We start from the raw sequence: 23,136 nt of genomic DNA on the forward strand, positions 1-23,136 counted from the left end.
TGGGTAATGGGTAATGGGTGATGGGTAATGGGTAATGGGTAATAGGGATATTTATTAGACATCTTGCCTTTTGCTTCTACCAATCACCAATCACCAATCACCAATTACCAACTAGAGTTATCTGTAGATACCGTTGTTTATGCGGTCATCGCCTTCGTTAAAGTTAGGCTCGTATTCTGTAACTGTGAACTTTTCTAAGTTAGTTTGCAAACGTTGTTTTTGCTTATCACTCAATCCTGGCAGATTTAATACATCTTCTACTTTTTCGTAGGGAGCATTAGCGATAATTTTCTTAGCCAGAGTGGGATACAGTCCTGGATACTGTTGGAAAGCGGCAATATTAGTATTATTCAAATCAATTTTCTTCCCAAACTCTGTTCCCAGCTTCAAATCTGCTTTGTTTTGGCGGGCAATTGCCAAAACTGGGACTTGATTCCCTACAAAGCTATTGAAACTAGCCGCTTGGGCTGTCTGAGTAGTTCCCAGCATTCCCCAGCAACTTAGTAACAATGTGAATACTGTGAATAAACGCACCAATCCTTTCACGATTTTTTACCTCTTTCTATCAAACAGCAATTAAATTGTTGAATATTTGCAGCCAAAAGCTATGAACTGTAAGGCTTTAACCAGAAGTTTGGGGCTGTTAGAACAATTTATTTTCTAACTTATCCTTGTTTTTTCATGGTTTAGCCTCATCGTTTCAGCTTGAGAGCTAACACAACAGTCATCAAAAACTAATATACAGCGTATTAATATCCACAATATTTCCTACTATTTAGTTTGACTTGACTTTTGCCAAAAATCATACTCAATAGCACTTTTGCGCCCATTTTTTGAGGTTTTACCTCAATTTATGGAAATTTTACGCAAGAGCCGCTGCTAATAAGAATAGACTGTCTACTAAGATTGTACTCAAAACTGCGCCCCCAAAGGCATACCAATGATATTGCTTATTTAGTAAAGAGGCTATTCCTACTGTTGTGAGCATCAGGGCAAGAATGATTGCCCAGCCTTCTCCCCAAGGGGTTTGGACTTGTATTAAGGCATTTTGTAAGATTTGTGAAGCTCCTTCGGGATCTGTTCTCATAATTTGTCGCCAATAGGGCATCAAATCTACTAAATAAAAATAAATATCGGTTAAAACCGTACCGAATAAAGAACCTAAGTAAAACCAATTGCCAACTTTACCCCAGTTTTTGGCTAAACACCATAGGGCAATGGGTAATCCTAATGCTTCTACGGGTAAATGCCAGATCGGTTCCCAGCGTAGCCAACCCCAGTAAATTGCTCCTGTTAACCAAGTCCAGCTAAAACCAAAGAGGATATCACCCCAAAGATAGGTTTGGGGACGTGACATTAAGGTGATACTCAAGGCTATCCAAAAGCCTGTCATGACTACACTGAGAGTTGGTAGCGATCGCACTAACGGCGCTTCTATAAACACTGGTACTGTTACTAAAAAAACTGCTGCTACAAATACCAACCAACTTGTTCGGAAAGATATAACACTTGCTAAGGAGGTGTTTTTAATGCTGTCATTAATATCTAATGTCGGGTTGGTTGCTGTATAGGAAGGGAATGTATGATTAATCAAAGTTTTTAATATTTGTTACTAAACTTTACTTATCTACAATATCATAATTGAAAATCCCCCTGGGGGGCATCATAATTGTACATAAAATTTGTTCAGTATGCTATGGAAGCAACAAAGGGGACGATGATCAGAAATTAATTCCCTAGCAATGGTGCATTCAAAGTTTTCTCAATGCGATCGCGCGTTTCTAATAAAAAAGCTTTAGTATATTCATCGTCTGACCTCACCCTGCTTAATCGAGTATTTAATTGTTTGAGTTTATACCAAGCTAAAGTGCGAGCATCTTCAGGAACATATTCTTTTCGCAATACCATCGCTATTAATATTTCTAGGTATTGGCGTTGTAAACCCCGTCGCAGACTAGAAATTTTTAATTTCCCTTTGGGTTGAAAAACTTCCGACCAAATCCCAGTTTGCAAAGTATCAAATAGTTCTGGCAAAGTGAGTGCATTTCCTGATGTGCTTTTTAGTTCTAGATCCTTGAGACGAGTCAAGCGATCGCTGGCTAATAAATCACTCAACACCGCACTCTGAACCAACAACACTAAATCATGAATAGGATAATCTAAGCGTCCTACTTGAATATCACTCCCCCAATGCAGCCAACGAGAAGGTGCTAATTTATTCAATAATTCTGGGGGAAATTTCAAAGCATCTTCCGCAAATACATACTTTTGTATGGTGATTAATGCTTGTCGCTGTTGTTCTACTGGTACTGGTACAAATGGTAATTGTTCCTTACTCTCACTAGGTTTAACTCGATAAAAAGACTGACCACCAATATATTTACTGGTATAATATAAATTCTGGAAATAATTTCCTAAGATAGTATTGAAACGCTCTTCTACATCACTGTAACTTTCCCCAGCAATGGGATAACCCTGATTAAGTCGTTCCCACATCCGGCGGGAATTTGCTAATTGTGACTCAGCGTAAACTAATACATTACTACTATGATCCCAAGCGTCCACAGTCGGATCACTATTAGATACATCCTCATCAGGAGAATAACTCAATTCTCGTTGAGACGATTTTTCAGTAATTGCTGCTAAAAACGACTTTTCCCCGATAGTGGTTGTCGCTTGACTAGGAGTGTAACCATACTGAATTGCCCACTCATCATAAGGACCTACCATCTTCGGAAAATAATCTCCCTGTTTAATACCATCAGGGGCAATATTTGGAGGAATATAATCCATAACAGATGCTGTCAAACCTTTAGTCCGGGTAATTTCGGGATTATTCATCTCTGCTGGTGAGATAAAAGCACTACCACGGAAATTATGCCGTAAACCTAAAGTATGACCCACTTCATGGGCAATAATTAAACGTAAATATTGGTGGATATAATCCTTTAATTGTTCTTGACTTGGTGGACTATTTCCTAACATTGATATTGCTAAAGAACCAAAAGCAAATTGATTAGATGCTTCAATTCCATAGCATAAATCATACTCGGTTGCTAATTTCGATAAATTGCCAAATGACTGTGGGGATTTTTGATTACCTTTCCCGCACAGACGGCCATTTTTGATTAATGCCGATAAAGAAGTTCGAGGTTGTGTTTGCTGAGGTTGAACTATTTGGCGATAATCGTTTTTTAATAACCGGACAAAACTAGCATCAACTAGAATGTCTGCGTCCAAAATTTCTCCTGTTAATGGATTAACACGGGATGGTCCCATTGCAAAAAATCCATCTACAGTATTAATCCACCGAATGGTATTATAGCGAATATCTGCTGGGTCCCAAGTGGCATTATCAGGCATTTGTTGGACTTGAATTGCATCCTTAAATCCAGCTTTCAAAAAGGCTTGATTCCACATTAAAATACCCTCTTTAATAGCTTCTCGGTATTCTAAAGGAACAGCATTATCAATCCAGAAAACAATGGGCTTTTTGGGTGGAGAAATTGCGGCTGTAGGATCTTGTTTTTCTAAATTCCAACGATTAATATAACGAACAAAAGGATCTTTCCGGTCATTTTTAGATAAATCTTGATAAGCTGTAATAAAATAACCTACCCTTTCATCAGCTAACCGGGGTTGATATTTATGTTCTGGTAATTCGGACAGACTATAGTGAACTCTAATAGTGAAGCCACGACTATCAGGTAATACACCAAAATTCTGTCTTGCATTACTATCACTATTAGTAATATTAAAAATAGACTCTATTTCTAAATTTTTGGGAAAAACTTTAGCATTACCAACATAAGCTTGTTCTGGATTAATAGTTACTTCTAAGTTGGTAGATAATCCTGCTAAATCTGTTAGTAATAAATCACCTAAATCAACCAGAATAGTTTTTCTTTGTGCATGGGTACTTTTAATAGGGAGGGTGTAGAGAACAGAATCACTAAATGATCTTGCTACTGATCTTGCTTGGGGATCTCCTGTGCGTGTCCGAAAATTAACATTACGCACAACAAACTGTAATTGATTATCTACTTTTTGGAAATAAAACAAAAAATCTTGTAATGGCATTCCACTATAAATCCCCTTTTCACCAATTCCTGATTCTAAAGTTGAGGTAGCCAGAAAGTTTTTTTGCAGTTGTTCTTGTTTAATTTCTAAATAGATTTTCTTGTTATTTTTGTGGCGATAAATGGTAAATATTCCCTCTGATTTTTGAGTATCTTTAGTAATTTCACCAAAATCACTTAATCCATCTTCTTGAGGTAGAGTAGGAGTAGGAGCAGATTCAGGGGTCTTTTGGGGAGGATCTGGTTTTTTAGTAATTTGTAAAAATGGTTGTTTGCCAACTTGTTGGGGATCTTTAAATACCCACACAAAATTTTGTTTTTCTACGTGATTATTCTGGTCAATTACTGCTATTTTTGAAGATGGTAATTTTAATTGCTGAGAAATTTGATCCACTTCGGTGATTTTTGTTTCTGAATAGCTGTGATTATTTATTAATAATTGAGCGTTGGCAGTTTCTATAGAAACAAATAGACTATTAAATAAAATGATAGATAAAGTAAATTTATTCATTCTCTAAATTCCTGATCATTATGGCTTGAGAAACACAGTAATATTTAAAACTAACGTCAATATAATTATTACTTAAGTATTTAGACGTAATATCAGCATATCACATTCTTTTAATTTAAGTAGAGTGGGTGAGATGCTCATTGCAATATAACTTGTTACTTTTTGTCAAGCACTTAATATCTCTGCTGAGTGTGATTGTACAAGATTTCATATTTTAGCCTAACTACTACACAACGGCATAAATCAATCAACCATTAAGAATTTTGGCGTTGCTGATTAAGGGTATGAATTTTAGTCTCACGCAAAGGCGAGGCAGCGCGGTCTTGGGGGTTTCCCCCATGAGCGACTGCCGTAGCAAAGACGCAAAGGTAAGAGTTTTAAAGGTTCAATTTAGGAATTTTATACCTCAATATGGCTATCAGCAACACCAGAATTTTCAATCAGCTTGTGTTATCTGCTTTTTTAATTGTTAATTTTTAATTCCACCCTGCGGTACTGGGTTATTGATCGAGTATATTTTTTCTAAATATGATACCAGCCAATCTTGCACTAAATCAGCGGTAATAGCTGGAGAAAATAGATAACCTTGTCCATAATCACAACCTAAAGATTGTAAATAATCCATTTGAGTTAATGTTTCCACACCTTCGGCAACAATATCTAAACCTAGTGTATGAGCTAAGGTAATAATCGCTTGAATAATACCCAATCCTTGGGGATTATCTGCTATTTTGCAAACAAAGGAACGATCAATTTTTAAAGTATCAATTGGTAAATTTTGTAAATAAGAAAGAGAAGAATAGCCAGTGCCAAAATCATCAATACTAATTTTGATACCTGCATTTCTAAGTTCTCGTAAACTAGCGATAATTGAATGTGTGTTATTCATTAGTCTAGTTTCTGTAATTTCTAGTTTCAAGTTGACTTTCTGCTGATTTAAAAATTGATGAAGATAAATTATTAATGGCACTAATTCTGGTTCATTTAATTGCACACCAGAAACATTAACTGAAAGACTCAGTGGTAAATGAGCGATTAACTGAGTTTCCCATACTTTCATCTGTTTACAGGCTGTTTCTAAAATCCATTCTCCCAGAGGAATAATTAATCCTGTTTGTTCTGCTATGGGAATAAAATCTGCGGGTGAAATCCAACCTTTTTGGGGATGTTGCCAGCGAATTAAGGCTTCAAAGCCAACTAATTTATGAGACTTGAGGCAAACTATAGGTTGATAAAATAGCCGTAATTCTTGATTAGAGATGGCTTGCCGCAGTTGATTTTCTACATTTAAACGTTCGAGAATTTGAGTTTGCATATTTTTACTGTAGATTACAGTTGAATATGAATTTAAGGCTTTTTGCTTGGCATTATAATTAGCTATTTCTGCTGCTCGTAAAAATTCATTTGCATCGGCAAAATCCATCCTCGATTCTACGATGCCAATGGTAATTGATGCGTAGGTTAAAAAGCCTTCCATTTGAAAAGGAGGATCGAGTAAAAGATGAATTTTATTAGCTTTTATTTCTAGATTATCGGCATTAATAATATTACCAAATAGTAAGACGAATTCATCTTTACCAACTTTTGCCAAGTAGTCATCAGGAGATAAAATACTTTTTAGCCGTTTGGCAATTTCAATTAATAGTTGTTCACTTTTAATATGTCCAAAGCCATATTTTATATTTCGATATTGATCAACATCTAAAAACAAAACTGCGAATTTGTGAGCATCATGATGAGAATTATGAATGTGCATTTGCAAAACTTTTAATAAAGCATTGCGATTAGGTAAACCTGTTAGTTCATCTACAAAGGCTAAAGTTCTAATTTGTTTTAAAGCTTGTTGGCGTTCTGAACGCATTTTTGCTTCTCGTAATTCTCTTTTGACTGCTGGAATTAGCCTTGTTAAATTTTGTTTGAGTAAATAATCATGAGCGCCAAACCTCATTAATTCAACTGCTGTTTCTTCACCAATTGAACCTGATACGACGATAAAAGGAGTATCAAGTTCTAGTTCTTGGACTAAATTTAATGCAGCGATCGCACTAAAATGAGGCATAGAATAGTCGGTTAAAATTATATCCCATACTTCATTTTTTAAAGCATTAGACATAGTTGCAACGCTATCAACTATTTGATAAATTACATGATAATTTGCAGACTCCAACTCTAATACTAATAATTCAGCATCATCTATATTATCTTCCGCAATTAAAACTCTAATTTGATTATTCATAAAAGTTTGGTTAGGTGCTAAAAGGAGGAGGACTATTAAGAACCAACCAGTATATTCCTAGCTGTTTCATAACGTTCACAAATTCGCTATATTCGACAGGTTTACGAATATAACTATTACAACCTAAACCATAGCCTTGTAGCCGATCACTCTCTTCATGAGAGGTCGTCAGAATCACAATAGGTAACAACTTTGTCCGAGGATTAGCTCGAATTTCCCGAATAACTTCTAAACCATTTAGTCGGGGCATTTGTAAGTCTAACAGAATTAAGTCAGGTAGTGGTGCTAATGCCTGATTTGGGGATAAAAAATAGTTAATTGCTTCAACACCGTCTCTGGCAATGATAATATTAGCTTTTAGTTCTGTTTGCTCAAATGCGAGTAGGGTCAATTCTAAATCATCTTGGTTATCCTCAATAATCAGTAGTGTAGGTGATTGAGCCATACTGTGGTCAAAGATATAAATGATTTTGATCTTAATTTAGTCATCTTTATATGCTAAAGTAGAAGGTTGCCCCTTTGCCCACAGATCCTTTTGCCCATATATGTCCACCGTGACGACTAATAATTCTTTGCACAGTCGCTAAACCGATTCCTGTACCGGGAAATTCTTCAGTAGTGTGAAGACGTTGAAAAGGTTGAAATAGTTTTTTAGCATAGGTTTCATCAAAGCCAACACCGTTGTCTCGGACAAAGTAGGTTAAAGAAGAACCATTGTCTTGCTCTACGAACATACTATTTAACTCAATTTGTGGATGTAGTTGAGTAGATGTAAACTTCCAAGCGTTATTAAGTAGGTTTTCCATCATTATTTCTAATAATTGGCGATCGCCACTTACAATCAAATCAGGGGCAATTAACCACTGGATCTGTCTTTCTGGTTGGCTTTCACTCAGTTCTTGGATGATTCCTTGGGCAATTTCACTTAAATTAACTTGAGTGCATCGTATTTCGCTACGAGTCACTTTTGAAAGTTGTAACATATCCTCAATCAGTTTTGCCATCCGTACAGTAGCAGCACGAATGCGAGTTAAATAATGTTTACCTTTATCATCTAGTTGTTCTTGGTAACGATCTAAAAGTATTTGGCTAAATCCATCAATTGCGCGTAGTGGTGAACGGAGATCATGGGAGACAGAGTAAGAAAATGATTCTAATTCTTTGTTGACAATAGTAAGTTCGGTAGTGCGTTGCTGTACACGCTGTTCTAATTCCTCATTGAGTTGGTAAATTTCCAATTCAGCTTGTTTCCGCTTAGTGATATCTTCAGAAATTCCCACATGGCGTAATATTTCTCCAGATTGACTATAAACAGGGTAAACACGCGCAAATATCCAACGAATTTCGCCATGAGGGCGCAAAATCCGATATTCTTCTTGTAAGGATTGACCTTTAGTTAAATTGTTACACGCTGTCATCATCCGCTCATAATCATCAGGATGTGTAGACTCACTCCACGAATGAGGATCTTGATACAGGCTTTCACAACTCCTACCCCATACTTCTTGATAAGCAGGGCTAATATACAATACCTGACTCATGTCAGCAGTGTTAATATGAAATACTTCGTGAATATTTTCGGCTAATTCCCGAAATTTAGTTTCACTCTGACGTAGTGCTGCTTCCGCTTCTTTGAGTGATGTAATATCAATGATAAATCCTTCAATTGGTGGTGTTTGGGAATTAAAAGAAGCTGGAATACCTTTTTCCCACAACCATTTTTCCTGACCATTTTTAGCAAAAATTCGATATTCTATTTCATAAGGTAGCTTTTGGTCAATAGCTTGTTGAATAACTATGTTAATTTTGCTGATGTCTTCTGGAACAATCAAATCTTCAAAAGTAGGATAATTCTCATTGCTGAGGACAGTTTGACTATAACCAGTTACAGGTAAACAGCCATCACTAATGTGATCAATACACCAATTCATATCTTGAGTACGAGAAAAGACAATTCCGGGGAGAGTATTGATTAAATTAGATAATTTACTACGGCTTTTTTCTAACTCATCATTAACAGTGTTTAGTTGGAGAGTACGTTGCTGGACCCGTATTTCTAGATGTTCGTAAGATTGCTGGAGTTGCTGTTGACTTTCTTGATGTTTTTTGGCAATATTATTTAAATATTTGGCATTCCACCATGCTACTCCACCTAAGACCAAGATATTTACCATAGCTCTGATCATAAATCCCACTTCGACTGGTAGGGTATTATTGCGATGAACGGATAAAAAAAATCCTGTACTCAGAATAGGAACACCGATAATGACTGGGAAGAGACGACGAGCAGTAATACCACCAAGGTAAGGACTCATGATGACTTGCATCCAGCCTTGTTTGTGATCAGCTAATAATATCCCTAAACTCAATAATATGAACGCTACACTGGTATGGAGCGCCATGCTAGTGAAAGATGCAAGTTGATATAAAGTATGAATTCCGAAACTATAGCCAACTAACCCAAATAAAGCAATAAAAAAACTAATCAAGGCTAAACCTTGAATAACGTTAAATATTTGTTGCGATCGCCCAACTAAGGCTAAACCGAGCAAAAAAAAGCACAGTGCTGTATTCAGTGCCATTCTACCTGGAGATGAAGTAGCTATAGCATTTTCAGGTTCGGGAATGATGATTTGATCAATACCTAAATTAATATTAAAGCCATACTGAATAATCGTTAGTAGTCCCAACAGCAAAACGATTGCCGCTAAAACTAGGGATATTTGCTTGTACTTGATGGACTTTTTCTCTAAATACAAAGAAGTTCCACCCAGTAAAAAACCTACCGCAGTGTTTACCTTCATTGTTACCAATCCTGGTAAAACACTTTTGAGGATTTCTAGATCAAATATCCATCCTAATAAGACAACTAACCCAATTAAGGCAGTTATTCTTCCTAATATGCTGGATATCATCGGAGCTAAAGAATGAACCCGTCCAGGTAATCTAGCTAACATCCTTCAATATTTTAATGAATCTACTATTCTAAAATACAGCAGATTGCATATTAGTTGTCAGTTGTCAGTTGTCAGTTGTCAGTTGTCAGTTGTCAGTTGTCAGTTGTTAAGAAGTTTTCCCTACTCCTCTGCTCCTCTGCTCCTCTGCTCCCCTGCCCCCCTGCTCCCCTGCCCCCCTGCTCCCCTGCTCCCCTGCCCCCCTGCTCCCCTGCCTCTAATTTGTCACAGATTGGGCTTCCTGATACATAATCTCCTGGAAGTGGATCATGTCTTTTTGAGGATCAGCAAGGCTAACTTTCACTAATAAATGTTCTCCCAGACTGACAGAACGCCGGAAGGACATAGGTAACTGTAAACCTAAATCTTCTAATAAAATCAGTGCTAAATTGCTATCTTCTCGTAACCACATTAATACTGTCACCTGCCAAACTTGTTCAGGATGACGACGTAAATATTCTAAAGCGTAATATCTATTAGTTTGTCGTTCCACCATTGTCACTTCTTGGGTGGTACTCATGACTGTCATCATCACTTCTTTGAGTTGTTCAGCGGAGAATGGTAAACCTTCACCACGTAAATGTGCTTTTAATTGGAAGTGGGTGAGTAAGTCGCTATAACGACGAATGGGGGAAGTAGCTTGAGTGTAAGTATCTAAACCTAACCCAGCATGGCGCACAGGTGTAATGCTCATTTCACTTTTAGGCATACAGCGGCGCATGGCACAGGAACGGACGAAACCGGCTGGTAATAGCAGTAATTCTTCGTCTGGGGGTAATTCTGGTTGAGGTTGACCGCGAAAAGGGAGAGGGATATTATGGGTTTGACCATAACGTGCGGCTACTTCCCCGGCGAGAATCATCATTTCTGCAACTAATTGCCGGGATGAAGAATCATCTAAAATATCAATATTGATGTCATCGTCTTTGACTTTGATCATCGCTTCTGGCATATTGATACTGATAGCTCCTTGAGCATAGCGCCAAGTTTTGCGTGTTTTTGCCCAAGTAGCGATCGCGGCAATTTCTGGTTCTGCCTGTACTCCTAATTCCAACATCTCATCAACATCTTCGTATGTTAGGCGATAGGTAGGCTTAATTAAACCAGTATGTATACAGTAATCTTCAACAGCACCAGTTTGATCTAAAATCACGCCAAAACTGAGGGCGCAACAGACTTTTCCCTGTACCAAACTCATTGGACCTGTAGCCAATACCTCTGGAAACATGGGAATCATCCCTGTGGGTAAATAAACCGTACTTCCCCGTTTTCTAGCTTCTAAATCTAATTCATCTTCTGGTATTAATAATCTGGTGGGATCGGCTATATGTACCCATAACCGTTCTTTGCCATCTGGTAGTATTTCCCAACTCAAACCATCGTCTATTTCTGTCGTGCTTTCATCATCAATGGTATATACCTTGAGATGTGTCAGATCGAGACGGTTTGTATCTAAATCTGTGGGGGGAAAATCCAAACGTTCTTGCGCCACTTCTAATACCTTATGAGGAAATTGAACGGAAATTGATGAACGGCGCAGGAACAGGTTTTCATGGATACTCCACAAACCCAAATCTATCAAGAGTTGAAAGGCTGATTGGGGAGTAGCAGAACGTCCCAGCATATTCATAGTTTCTAATACTGGGGCTGGAGGCGGACAAGCACGAGCTAAAGAGTCATAATTCACTTTTAGCATCACAACATCTGCAAGCAGAGTCGCATATTTTTCTAGTGCGTCTAAACGTTGGCGATCCAGTCGTTGCCATTCTACTACTTCACCCTGAAGCGCCTGTTCTACACGGGCTAAAAATTCCTGCTGTCCCTTTGCTTTTTGTGATTCTACTTCAATCTGGTGTTTGCGTTCTGCTACTTGTGCCGCGCTGCGGGGTTCGTAAGCTTCTGCTTTTTGTTTGAAATAGAGTTTGTCTTCTGATAACAAACAATGGGCTGCATAACACTGGGGAGGTGCTGATTCTGAAAACAGTATGTTCGCCATTTGGCTGGGAGTGACAGTTTCCCCATCTTCAATTAGTAGTTCCCAAGCTACTTCCAAACTCGATGGATCTAGATAAGGCTGGACTTGACTTAGAAACTCAGCAATTTCGCCTGGTTTATAAGTTTGTCCGTTGACTGTGTAGGTAATTTGGCGAGGTGCGAGGCTGTGGGATTGACCACGTTCATCTACCACAAACCAACGAGTTTTACCATCTGGACGATCTACCACTCCCAAACGGCGATCGCTTTGAACCCTAAATTCAACTAACGTCCCCTTATCCACAACTGTCGCGCTTTAGTATTTTTAGATTTTTTTAGACTTGAAACTTGGGATTAAATAACTGGCATTTAATCTTCACTGAGATGACAATTTCATACTCAAATTTAGCAGCATCGTACCATTTTTGAGAATGAATTGATTGCATATTTTTGACAACTTTTTACTGTTATTTTAGATTTTGGACTTCAAGTCAAAGGGCAGTATCTATGCGATCGCTACTTTGATTGGATAATCATCCAAAATCCAAAATCCAAAATCTTCTTAACCTTCTGCGTTAATGAAGGGCAGCAAAGCCACAATCCGCGAGCGTTTAATGGCTAAAGTCAAGACACGTTGTTGCTGACAAGTCAACCCGGTAATTCTCCGAGGTAAAATTTTACCACGTTCAGTCAAAAATTTACGCAACAAATCTACATCTTTGTAATCAATGGGTTCTCCTGGCTTAATAGGAGAAAGACGACGACGATAGTAACTCATTCTTACTTAATTTCCTTGTGAACTGTGTGTTTGTTGCAGTGGGTACAGAACTTTTTCAGTTCTAAGCGGTTGGTTGTGTTCCGACGGTTTTTTGTACTCGTATAGCGAGATACACCAGGGGAACGTTTATCTGGATTTGTCCGACACTCGGTGCATTCTAGTGTCACTATTATGCGCGCACCTTTACTCTTAGCCATAATCTTACAAACTGTAAAGCCTGGAGATGATTAACACAAATGGTCATTATCTCACATTTCGTTGAAATTTTTCAACTAGCCGCTTAATTTTTATATCTAATGAATAGCCACGTCGGGACGAAACTATAATAGTCCTAAAAAAACGGTCATGGAAAGCCTGACGCATCTGAGTATCTGATAAAGCAGCACCCCCGTCAATGATCAGGGGAAGCAATAGCACAATAGCAGCGGGATTAAGGAGAATATTCCCCAAAAAAATGGATAATAACAAGCTAGACAAACAAATAACCCCTTCTCGTAGCAATAGTGTCTGGAATTGGGGAATTCTGTTCACTATTTGCCCATTTATGACTTCTAGGATCTTTAAATCAAATGCCCAACGTCCTAAACTTTGTCCCTGATTGTTGTAAACTACGACTACGCGGAAAATTAGCCAAGCAAAAATAAAAACAAAGATTTGGACAAATTGAATCCCGATTTGACTACTTCCCGCTATGGAACTCAGTAACCATGCACCGCAGAAATCAACAGCTAAGGCCATGACTCGACGGGTAATATCTCCTTTTGGGTAGTGTTGTTGAGTTGCTTTAACAAGAGTCATACCCTTTCCCTCGCTGGTGGTAGGTGAGTGGATTAATTCCCGTATTGATTCAAAAAAGTAGCCAGACTTTAAATTATTCTAATATTTTTTTAAGCCACTCAGATTTCTAACTCACACAGGACTTACGCAAAATCATGAAGAAACAAACCGCAGAGGACGCAGAGGACAGGTCGAAATAAGAGTTTCAGAGAGTTATTGCGTAAGTCCTATCACAGTCAGGGTAAAAGTTAATTAACAGAATTAACTGGAATAATTTTCAGAACTTGATTATAAATGAATACAATGTTTATCGGTGCAAAAACTAAATTTGATTATTCTCTAGACTGGCGACAAAAATCACGAAGATTTTTACCTTTTTTACTTGGCATCATCTTTACTTTGGTGGTGAGTAGTCAAAGTTTTAGTGTAGTTCCTCAATCCACAGAAATTCTTTGGGATACTTACGGCATTCCGCATATTTACAGCAATAGCCATCAGAGTGCTTTTAAAGCATTTGGTTGGGCGCAGATGCAAAGTCACGGTAACTTACTTTTGCGACTCTATGGACAAGCACGAGGAAGGGCGGCTGAATATTGGGGAGAGAAGTATTTAGAATCAGACAAGTGGGTACTGACAATGGGTGTACCCAAACGCGCTAATTCCTGGTATCAAGCACAAAGTTCTCAGTTTCGTAGTAATATAGATGCCTTTGCAGATGGAATAAATACTTATGCTAAAGAACATCCTGATTTAATTGACGAGCAAGTCAAAGTGGTGCTACCTGTTAGACCGCAAGATGTACTCAGTCACCTGCAAAGGGTACTTCTGTATACATTTGTCGTTGATCCGGGAAGAGTGGCAGATATTAATGATACAAAGTCCGCGCCTGGTTCTAATGGTTGGGCGATCGCACCAAAACGTTCTGCTGACGGTAAAGCGATGTTATTAGCGAATCCCCATACCCCTTGGGGCAATGTATTTTTATGGTACGAAGCCCAAATTACTGCACCAGGTATTGATGCTTATGGGGCAACACTCGTAGGTATTCCCGTTTTAGCGATCGCCTTCAATGATAATTTAGGTTGGACTCACACCGTTAACACCCACGATGGCTGGGATGCTTACGAACTGAAATTACAAAAAGATGGCTATATTTTCGATGACAAAGTTCTCCCCTTTGAAACAACAACCTCTTTACTAAAAGTCAAACAAAAAAATGGCTCTTTTAAAGAGCAAATATTGACAGTAAAAAACTCTATTCACGGTCCAGTAATTAGTGAAAAAGATGGAAAAGCCGTGGCTTTACGGGTGGTTGGTCAAGATAGTAGCGGCATATTAAAACAGTGGTGGGATATGGCAACCGCCAAAAATCTTAACGCATTTCAAACAGCAGTACAACGGTTGCAACTTCCCATGTTTACCATCATTTATGCTGACCGAAAAGGACATATTATGCACCTATTTAACGGTTTAGTTCCCGTGCGAAAAGAGGGAGATTTTAAATATTGGCAAGGCATGATTCCTGGGGACACATCCAAAACATTGTGGACTAAATTTCACCCTGATCAAGATTTACCAAAAGTTATTGATCCGCCCAGTGGTTGGTTACAAAATGCTAATGATGCACCTTGGACAACTACTTTTCCCACGGCTATCAAAGCAGATAATTATCCAGCTTATATAGCACCACGGGGTCCAATGGATTTCCGCGCCCAGCGTTCTGCCAGAATGTTAGCTGAAGATGAAAGTATTTCCTTTGAGGAAATGATTAGCTACAAGCATTCTACGCGCATGGAATTAGCCGACCGAATTCTTGATGATTTAATTCCCGCAGCCCGAAAATATGGTAACGAATTAGCAAAACGAGCCGCCGATGTCTTAGCCAAATGGGATAGACAAGCGAATGCAGATAGTAGGGGTGCGGTTTTATTTACCGCTTGGGCAGATAAATTAGATTTTGATACAGCCTTCAGTCAACCTTGGAGTGAAAGCCAACCACGCACTACACCTGATGGTTTAGCTAACCCTAAAGCTGCGGTTGAATTATTAGAAACAGTAGCAACTGAAGTAGAAAAAAACTATGGCAGCTTAGATGTTAATTGGGGAAAAATTTTTCGTCTGCGTGCTGGAAAAATAGATTTACCAGCTAACGGTGCTGAGGGATATTTGGGAACATTTCAGGTTGTTAATTTTGCCCCAGCAGAGGGACGTTTTCAAGCTGTGGGTGGTGATTCCTTTGTCGCAGCAGTTGAGTTTTCTCAGCCAGTCCGCGCAATGGCACTTACCAGCTACGGAAATGCAACTCAAGCAGATTCATCTCATATTAGTGACCAGTTACAACTTTTTGCTGAGAAAAAATTGCGTCCCGTGTGGCGTACACGCAAGGAAATAAAAGCTCATTTGGAAGCAACAAAAGTCTTTTGATGAGTTGAAAATCCTAATAATTCAATCTTGTGGAATGGGCTTATAGCCCGTCCAAGTCTAACAAAGGGAAGCAATATATCTATCCTACAAAAATTAATTGAATATTTTTTATAATTAGGACTTACGCAAGATTGAACTCAAAACCTGATTCTTGCGTAGGGGTAATTCATGAATTACCCCTACTTCCGTTCTGTTTTGCGTAAGTCCTGATAATTACAAACTACCCCAATCAGATGAGCTACATCATAGTCCCCTCCTCGCAAGTGGGGAGGGGGTTGGGGGTGGTTATACGTTACTTAACCGAGAACCGCTATAAATAACCTCTCTATCAATAAATAGGTAGGTGGGAAAACTTATAACTATCTAACTTTTACCAGCAACTTCCTCCATTTGCTTTCTTAAACTCAGTGGTCGCATATCAGTCCACACTTCCTTAATATATTCTAGACATTCTGACTTCAAACCAGTTTTACCTGCATCTTTCCAACCAAGGGCATTATCTCTATCAGCAGGCCAGATAGAATATTGTTCTTCATGGTTAACTACAACTTTGTAAATTGTGGTGTCTTCTGTATTTTCTCTACTCATTGTTAACTCCCGTGTTGACTATTTATTAACAAACTTAAATCCAGCAAAAATAGCAAAGCGATTACATTCTTCACCAGCTAAATTTCCCTGCTGATCATAAACGCTGATATTTGTAAAACCGATATTTTCAAGTATGGAAATAATTTCCAATGGAGCATAAGGTTTTACCAAATTATTAATATCTAAACGCTGCCAAACATTTTCCACTAACTCAAAGATAGTGATTTTAAATTGTGCAATTTTCTCCTCTGCATTATAGCTATCACAACAAGCCCAAGCATAATTATCTTGTACATCTCCATCTGTTAAAGAACCATTCCAAGATTTATAACCTTCCTCCAAATTTAAACCAAACAGAAAAACACCATTATCCAACAGTGCATCATACACCCTCATAAAAACTTCTTTGAGTTCTTCAAGACTCATGAAATGGTTAAGGCTACCACTAGGAGAAATCACCGTATCAAAACTAGATGGCAAATTAAAAAACCTGGCATCATCAAGAATAAAATTAGCATTAGGGGCATTTTTACGAGCATATTGCAACATGGATTCAGAAATATCAAGACCTGTAACTTGATAGCCTTGATTGATTAAATGTTGTGCCATGTGTCCAGTCCCGCAACATAAATCAAGAAGTTTTGCATTGGGTAGAATATTATATTGCTTTAATAGCTTTTCAAAAGGAGGTAAATTGTGTTGGCAATATTCTAAACCCCAATATTGATTGTAAATTTTTGCCCAAGAATCATATTTTGAATCAATTTCTACTTTTACCATGAAAGCATCTCCTAGTTATTATCAACTTAATTATTTGCAGAATAATCAATTTATGGTAAAAACCCACCTCCTCGTAATTCTTTCACACTTTCTTTAATTGCTTGAATGACAAAATCTAAATCTTCATCAGTATGTGCTGTGGATAATAACCCACCACCAGAACGAATGAACACACCTTTATGAATAAGATGATAATAAATCAAATCCTTATTTTCTGATATTACTGATTTAGTAGCATTAGCAGAATTTTCAAAAGGAACAGCATTAAAAATCGAGCCACAATTGGCCATTTTAATGGGTACACCATCCTCTTGAAAATAGGAATTAATTTCTTGAATAAAGTCGAAAGATCGTTGATTTAATTTGTCTTGAAGAGCCGAACCTTGTATTTTCAAATATTGCAAAACTGCCCTAGCTGCTACCATAGATAAAGGATGTTTACAATAAGTCCCAGCAAAAAAAGTTGTAGCTACTTGTGGTGAAGAATTATCTCCAAAATTCCACATTCCCCCATCAATTCTATCCATATATTTAGCTTTACCAGCAATTACACCAATAGGCATTCCCCCCACCTATAATTTTTCCATAGGTAGCAATATCAGCTTGCACACCAAACCATGCTTGCGCTCCACCTGGATGTAAACGAAAACCAGTCAGCATTTCATCAAAAATTAATGCTATTCCTGCATCTTCAGTTAATTTTCTCAACTGATGTAAAAACTCTTTTGGTTGGATATCTGGACGACTATTTTGTACAGGTTCAATAATGACAGCAGCTAATTCTTGTTGATGCTGTTTGATGATTTCTAAAGATTGAGGATCACCATATTTTAAAACTAACACATCTGCCAAAATACTGGGTGAGACTCCAGGAAACATTGGCACTATTTCTGTAATCTCATCTTGAATTTTAGCTTGTACTAAAGTTGCATCAGAATGACCATGATAAGAGCCAGAAAACATAGCTATTTTATAACGCCCTGTTGTCGCTCGCGCTAGTCTTAAAGCTGTTATTACTGCTTCTGTTCCGGTATTACTGAATGTTACTCGCTCCATTCCTGTAACTTCAGAAAATAATTCTGCAACTTCACCAGCTAAATCTGATTGTGGTCCAATATGAATACCTTGCTCTAATCTTTCGCTAATAGCTTCTTTGATAAATTCAGGATTATAGCCAAATAAATTGACACCAAAACCCATCATTAAATCTATATATTCATTACCATCAATATCCGTCATCCGCGCACCAGAGGCATATTTGCCCACGATAGGATAAACAATTTCTTTAATAGGAGAACGAAAACCGGCTGAACCGCGAACATCAGCTAAAACATGACGATAACTTTGAGATTGTTGTTTAGACTTGGGTGTTTTCTGGTTATAGCGAGTAATAAAATCATTGAGATATTGTTGTTGATGATTATTGAGACTAAGTTGATCGGACTGTTGTTGTTTTTTAAATTCTTGTGTTTGCATGATTTTAATTTTTTGGTGTAGTTGTTGTTAGTAAACTTTGTAATTATGTTCAGTGAATAAATCCCTGTTTAGCTAAATAGGAAATGTAAGTATTTAGTAGTTGATCATCAATATCTGGACAGATAATAGAAGAATCAGCAAGTCCAGTAATTACATTTTGAGAATCAAACTGTAAAGTATCTGATTTCTCCGATTTACCTTGAGAAGTTTTAGCTGAGAACAATGGGATGAGTGGATATAAAGGATGTTCTGGCAAATCTCCAACAACATTAATTAATTGCGATCGCCAATCTTGATATGGAACTTGTTTCACTTGATAGCCATAGGAGTGAATTACCCTCAATAAATTATCTGTATGCACAACTTGATTGTTGAATAAATGAAAGGCTTTATCCAAAGATTTCTCCTGTGTTGATAGATAAACTATGGCTTTACTGACATAATCAACAGGCATAATATCTTCTTGAATATCCCGATTGGGGACAGTACCAAGTTGAATACAGCCAATGATTAATTTGTATAGTAAGTCATTAATATTAAAAACTCCTGTTTCGCTATGTCCAGAAACACGACCTATTCTATAAATACTAATAGGAATACCTTTATTTCTAGCAGTTACTAATAGTTTTTCATTTACCCATTTAGTTTGTACATAGCCATTAGTTTTGACTGGATAAGTATCACTGTTATCTGCTTCAGTGATTACCTGAATTCCAGAAATGCTTGATTGAGAAAAAATACTCGTAGTCGAAACAAAATGAACTGGTTTTGTTTTGCCTAAACAAGCTAATTTTAATATTTCTTGTGTACCTAAAACATTAGCAGGTTTGAGAACAGAATAAGGATAAATATGATTTACCCAAGCACCATTATGATAAATGACATCAACTTGATTAGCTAAATCTTGAAACTCATTTTTATTAAGTCCTAAATAGGGTTGAGATAAATCTCCAATTACCGGAATAATTCTCTGGTAAAAACTCTCATTTCCAATTAAATAAGAATCTAGGGTTTTTTGTATTTTCTTTTTAGCTGATACTATATCTCTAGCTCTAACCAAGCAATAAATATCAGCTTGAGTTTGTTGTAAAAGTTCCCACAGTAAAAAAGCACCTAAAAACCCGGTAGCACCTGTTAATAATATAGCTTGAGGTGGTTTTGCAGATTTTTGATAAGTATTTAATGGGTAAATTTGCGAGTCCAAAATAGTTTCTTGATCCCAATCTATCAAATTTTCTGGAATCAATGTATCAATAGATTCGGATTTGATAATTTTATCTAAATAAACTGCTAAACTCGCAATAGTGGGTGATTCAAATAGAAGCCGCAAAGGAAAATCTATTTGCAAAGTTGACTGAATTTTGAGCATTAATTTAGTTGTTAATAAAGAATTTCCTCCTAGTTCAAAAAAGTTATCATTAATACCCACTTTTTCCACTTTCAGAATTTCAGCCCAAATTTGCGCTAATGTTAATTCTGTCTGAGTTTGAGGTGCAACGAAAGCTGTTTGTAGTTCTTGATATTCAGGCTTAGGTAAAGCACGACGATCAATTTTACCGTTAGGTGTCAGGGGAAAAAATTCCAGAATCATAAAAGCAGAAGGTATCATGTAGTTGGGTAACTGCTGTTTTAAAAATTCCTGGAATGTGGTGGAATTGATATGATTAAAATCAGCCAATGCTGACACAATATAAGCAACTAATTGTTGCTGTTTATGGTGATCTTCTCTAACAATAACAACAGCTTCTTTTACTATTGGGTGTTTACTAAGTATGGCTTCAATTTCACCCAATTCAATCCGGAAACCTCTTAATTTAACTTGGTTATCAATTCGACCAATCAATTCAATATTTACATCTTGAAGCCAGCGTCCTAAATCACCTGTTTTATATAAAAAACTTCCTGTTTCTTCACAAAAACGATTCGGTATAAATTTACTGGCTGTTAATTCTGGTTTATGTAAATAACCCCTTGCTAAACCAGCACCACCAATATAGATTTCACCGGAAATACCTACAGGTAAAGGTTGTAAATATTGGTCTAAAATATAAATTTGGGTATTAGTGAAAGGTTTTCCTATAGGTACTAATTTATCTTTAGCTACTGGAGATAAATTAGTTGTTTCTGTTTCAAAATAGGTACTATCAATAGTTGCTTCTGTTAAGCCAAAGGAATTAATTAATCTAGTTTTATCACCGCAATATTGACAGAATTTATCATATTCTTGAATATACCAACTATCAGAACCACAAATTAGTAATTTTAGAAAATCAAGACGTTGTTGAGTTTGTTCTAGATATTGGATTAAGTTTCTTAATACTCCCGGAACAAATTCTGCACATTCTACTTTTTCTTGCAGCATTAATTGATAAAGTTTCTCAGGTTCAAGTAGCAGTTGACGGGGAGAAATTACTAATTTAGCACCGGAACAAAGAGCGCGAACTAAGTCACCTGAGAAAACATCAAAGGAAAAACTAGCCATTTGTAAATGTGCGGTAATGGCTGTTAATTTATAAGCTTCTTCCCAAGCAAAATAAGCATTTACTAAACTGCGATGTTCAATCATGACTCCTTTGGATTTACCTGTAGAACCAGAGGTGTAAATAACATAAGCAAGATGATTTATATTTACCTGACTTAAAGGATTTTCTAGAGATTCGTTAGTAATTTTTTGCCAATCAGAATCAATACAAATAGTTTGTATATTTTCATCTGGTAAAACTGCTAATAGTTGTTTTTGGGTGAGAATAATTGATACTTGAGCATCTGTTAACATATATGTTAACCGCTCTTGGGGATATGCTGGATCAATTGGTAGATATGCTCCACCTGCTTTGAGAATTCCCAGCACTGCTACAACTAATTCTAAAGAACGTTCCAAACAAATTCCTACTAAAACTTCTGGTTTAACTCCTTGTTTTCGTAAGTAATTTGCTAGTTGGTTAGCACGTTGGTTAAGTTCTCGATAAGTTAGTATTTTTTCCTCAAAAACTACTGCTATTGCATCAGGATTTTTAGTTACTTGTGCTTCAAATAGTTGATGAATGCACTGTTGAGGAATAGAAATTTGATGATGATTTCTAGCCAGAAGAATTTGCTGCCGTTCTGATGTTGTTAATAGGGATAATTCAGAAATATTCTGTTGATGATAAAGCACAATCTCCGCTAATAATGTTTGAAAATGTGCCAACATTTGGGTAATTCTATCATCATCAAATAAATCAGTATTATATTCTAATGAACCTCTTAGTCCTGTTTCTGTTTCTAGCATTGAGAGAGTTAAATCAAAGTTTGCTGTTTTCTTTTCTACTTGCAAAGGTTTGAGAGTTAAATCTGGTAAATGTAAAACTTCTGTGGGTGCATTTTGCAGAATAAACATGACCTGAAATAAAGAACTATGACTTAAATCTCTTTCCGGTTGTAGTTCTTCTACTAATTGTTCAAAGGGTAAATCTTGATGATTATAAGCTGCTAAGGTTGTTTTTTTAATTTGGGTTAAGAGTTGTTGAAAAGTAGGATTTCCTTCTAAGTCACTTCTAATAACTAGAGTATTAATAAAAAAACCAATTAATCCTTCTATTTCCGAACGGTTGCGGTTAGCAATAGGAGTACCTACTAAAATATCTTCCTGTTGAGTATAACGATACAATAAAACTTTAAATGCTGCCAGCAAGATCATAAATAAAGTAACTTCTTCCTGCTGGGAAAGATTTTTTAATGCTGCTGTTAAGGATGGAAAAAGGGTAAAAGATTGGCTTGTACCTCTGTCAGTTTGAATTGCTGGACGTGGACGGTCTGTAGGTAATTCTAATATGGGTAAATTACCACTTAACTGTTGTTTCCAGTAGTTTAATTGAGTTTGTAAAATGTCTCCTTGTAAATATTGACGTTGCCAAACTGCAAAATCTATATATTGAATAGGTAATTCAGGTAAATTGCATTTTTGGTTACTATCAAACGCTTTATAAAAAGTTGTCAATTCCCGGATGAGTATTCCTGTTGACCAACCATCAGAAATGATGTGGTGCATGGTGAATAAAATTACATGATCTGTCTCACTCAGGCGTAATAGATTAACCCGCAGAAGTAAATCTTTTTCTAGGTTAAAGGGTTTTTCTGCTTCGAGTTTGGCTAAACGGATAGCTTCTGTTTCTCTTGTATTTTCAGGAATATTTTGTAAGTCAATTATTGGTGTTTGTAGGTTCGTTTCTGCACGAATCATCTGGACTGGTTCACCGTTTATAACTTGAAAGTTAGTGCGTAAAATGTGATGACGATGCACTATTTGATTAATGCTATTTTCTAGTGCTAATACATTGAGGTTTCCTGTTAATTGGATAGCAGCAGGAATATTATAGGCACTGCTTTCTGGTTCTAATTGGCTAAAGAACCATAACCTTTGTTGGGCAAAAGATAAAGGAAATGTCTGAGTATCTCGACTTTGGGGTTGAATTTTAGCAGGTGCAGCTTTTCCTTTTTGTTGATTAAGTTTTTGTAACAGTAGTTGACGTTTTTCGGGAGAAAGTTCTGCAATTTTTTGTAGTAGGTTACTCATCTAA

Annotated in this window: 16 protein-coding genes; 1 reads left to right on the forward strand and 15 read right to left on the reverse strand. The window is 37.0% G+C overall.

Features of this window, described 5'->3' with window-relative positions; all coding sequences use genetic code 11:
* Positions 1-117: 117 nt before the first annotated feature.
* The 10 genes from psbU to FJR38_RS13215 all read right to left on the reverse strand — a co-directional run bounded on the left by psbU (position 118) and on the right by FJR38_RS13215 (position 13,330).
* The gene (psbU, locus tag FJR38_RS13170; protein ID WP_168537495.1) at positions 118-546 is read right to left on the reverse strand and encodes a photosystem II complex extrinsic protein PsbU; all 429 of its coding nucleotides are present in this window, start codon (positions 544-546) and stop codon (positions 118-120) included.
* Positions 547-862: 316 nt separating this feature from the next.
* Positions 863-1,594: a DUF3120 domain-containing protein gene (locus FJR38_RS13175; protein ID WP_168498247.1), complete on the reverse strand. Its 732-nt coding sequence runs from the start codon at positions 1,592-1,594 to the stop codon at positions 863-865.
* Positions 1,595-1,728: 134 nt separating this feature from the next.
* Positions 1,729-4,590 carry a zinc-dependent metalloprotease gene (locus FJR38_RS13180; protein ID WP_168537497.1) on the reverse strand — a complete coding sequence of 954 codons (2,862 nt, stop codon included), beginning with the start codon at positions 4,588-4,590 and terminating at the stop codon, positions 1,729-1,731.
* A 469-nt stretch (positions 4,591-5,059) separates the two neighbouring features.
* The gene (locus FJR38_RS13185; RefSeq protein ID WP_168498242.1) at positions 5,060-6,826 is read right to left on the reverse strand and encodes a bifunctional diguanylate cyclase/phosphodiesterase; all 1,767 of its coding nucleotides are present in this window, start codon (positions 6,824-6,826) and stop codon (positions 5,060-5,062) included.
* Positions 6,827-6,836: 10 nt separating this feature from the next.
* Positions 6,837-7,271: a response regulator gene (locus tag FJR38_RS13190; RefSeq protein ID WP_168498240.1), complete on the reverse strand. Its 435-nt coding sequence runs from the start codon at positions 7,269-7,271 to the stop codon at positions 6,837-6,839.
* A 46-nt stretch (positions 7,272-7,317) separates the two neighbouring features.
* A complete protein-coding gene (locus tag FJR38_RS13195; protein WP_168537499.1) occupies positions 7,318-9,783 on the reverse strand; it encodes a PAS domain-containing protein in 2,466 nt (821 codons plus the stop codon).
* 214 nt (positions 9,784-9,997) lie between these two features.
* On the reverse strand, positions 9,998-12,058 hold the full coding sequence (locus tag FJR38_RS13200; protein WP_168498237.1) for a ribonuclease R family protein: 2,061 nt from the start codon (positions 12,056-12,058) through the stop codon (positions 9,998-10,000).
* 258 nt (positions 12,059-12,316) lie between these two features.
* Positions 12,317-12,532 carry a 30S ribosomal protein S18 gene (gene rpsR / locus FJR38_RS13205; RefSeq protein ID WP_168498235.1) on the reverse strand — a complete coding sequence of 72 codons (216 nt, stop codon included), beginning with the start codon at positions 12,530-12,532 and terminating at the stop codon, positions 12,317-12,319.
* A 2-nt stretch (positions 12,533-12,534) separates the two neighbouring features.
* Positions 12,535-12,729, reverse strand: coding sequence for a 50S ribosomal protein L33 (rpmG, locus tag FJR38_RS13210; protein WP_010998585.1), 195 nt, complete (start codon positions 12,727-12,729; stop codon positions 12,535-12,537).
* Between the two features lie 46 nt (positions 12,730-12,775).
* A complete protein-coding gene (locus FJR38_RS13215) occupies positions 12,776-13,330 on the reverse strand; it encodes an RDD family protein (protein WP_168537501.1) in 555 nt (184 codons plus the stop codon).
* Positions 13,331-13,612: 282 nt separating this feature from the next.
* Here FJR38_RS13215 and FJR38_RS13220 point away from each other — a divergent pair, with 282 nt between their 5' ends.
* Positions 13,613-15,733: an acylase gene (locus FJR38_RS13220; protein WP_168537726.1), complete on the forward strand. Its 2,121-nt coding sequence runs from the start codon at positions 13,613-13,615 to the stop codon at positions 15,731-15,733.
* 363 nt (positions 15,734-16,096) lie between these two features.
* Here the strand turns inward: FJR38_RS13220 and FJR38_RS13225 are convergent, their stop codons facing one another.
* Genes FJR38_RS13225 through FJR38_RS13240 form a run of 5 tightly spaced genes read right to left on the reverse strand, consistent with a single transcriptional unit; the run spans position 16,097 to position 23,132 of the window.
* Complete coding sequence (locus tag FJR38_RS13225) at positions 16,097-16,321, reverse strand: MbtH family protein (protein WP_168498231.1); 225 nt, start codon at positions 16,319-16,321, stop codon at positions 16,097-16,099.
* A gap of 18 nt (positions 16,322-16,339) precedes the next feature.
* Positions 16,340-17,101: a class I SAM-dependent methyltransferase gene (locus tag FJR38_RS13230; RefSeq protein ID WP_168498229.1), complete on the reverse strand. Its 762-nt coding sequence runs from the start codon at positions 17,099-17,101 to the stop codon at positions 16,340-16,342.
* Between the two features lie 50 nt (positions 17,102-17,151).
* A complete protein-coding gene (locus tag FJR38_RS28510) occupies positions 17,152-17,664 on the reverse strand; it encodes a hypothetical protein (protein ID WP_254449452.1) in 513 nt (170 codons plus the stop codon).
* The gene (locus tag FJR38_RS13235) at positions 17,639-18,577 is read right to left on the reverse strand and encodes an aminotransferase class III-fold pyridoxal phosphate-dependent enzyme (protein ID WP_254449453.1); all 939 of its coding nucleotides are present in this window, start codon (positions 18,575-18,577) and stop codon (positions 17,639-17,641) included. The genes FJR38_RS28510 and FJR38_RS13235 overlap by 26 nt, the downstream gene beginning before the upstream one ends.
* 49 nt (positions 18,578-18,626) lie before the next feature.
* Entirely contained in the window at positions 18,627-23,132 is a 4,506-nt protein-coding gene (locus tag FJR38_RS13240; protein WP_168537503.1) for a non-ribosomal peptide synthetase, read from the reverse strand.
* Between the last annotated feature and the right edge of the window lie 4 nt (positions 23,133-23,136).

This window comes from Anabaena sp. UHCC 0253, assembly GCF_009712085.1.
Classification (GTDB): domain Bacteria; phylum Cyanobacteriota; class Cyanobacteriia; order Cyanobacteriales; family Nostocaceae; genus Dolichospermum.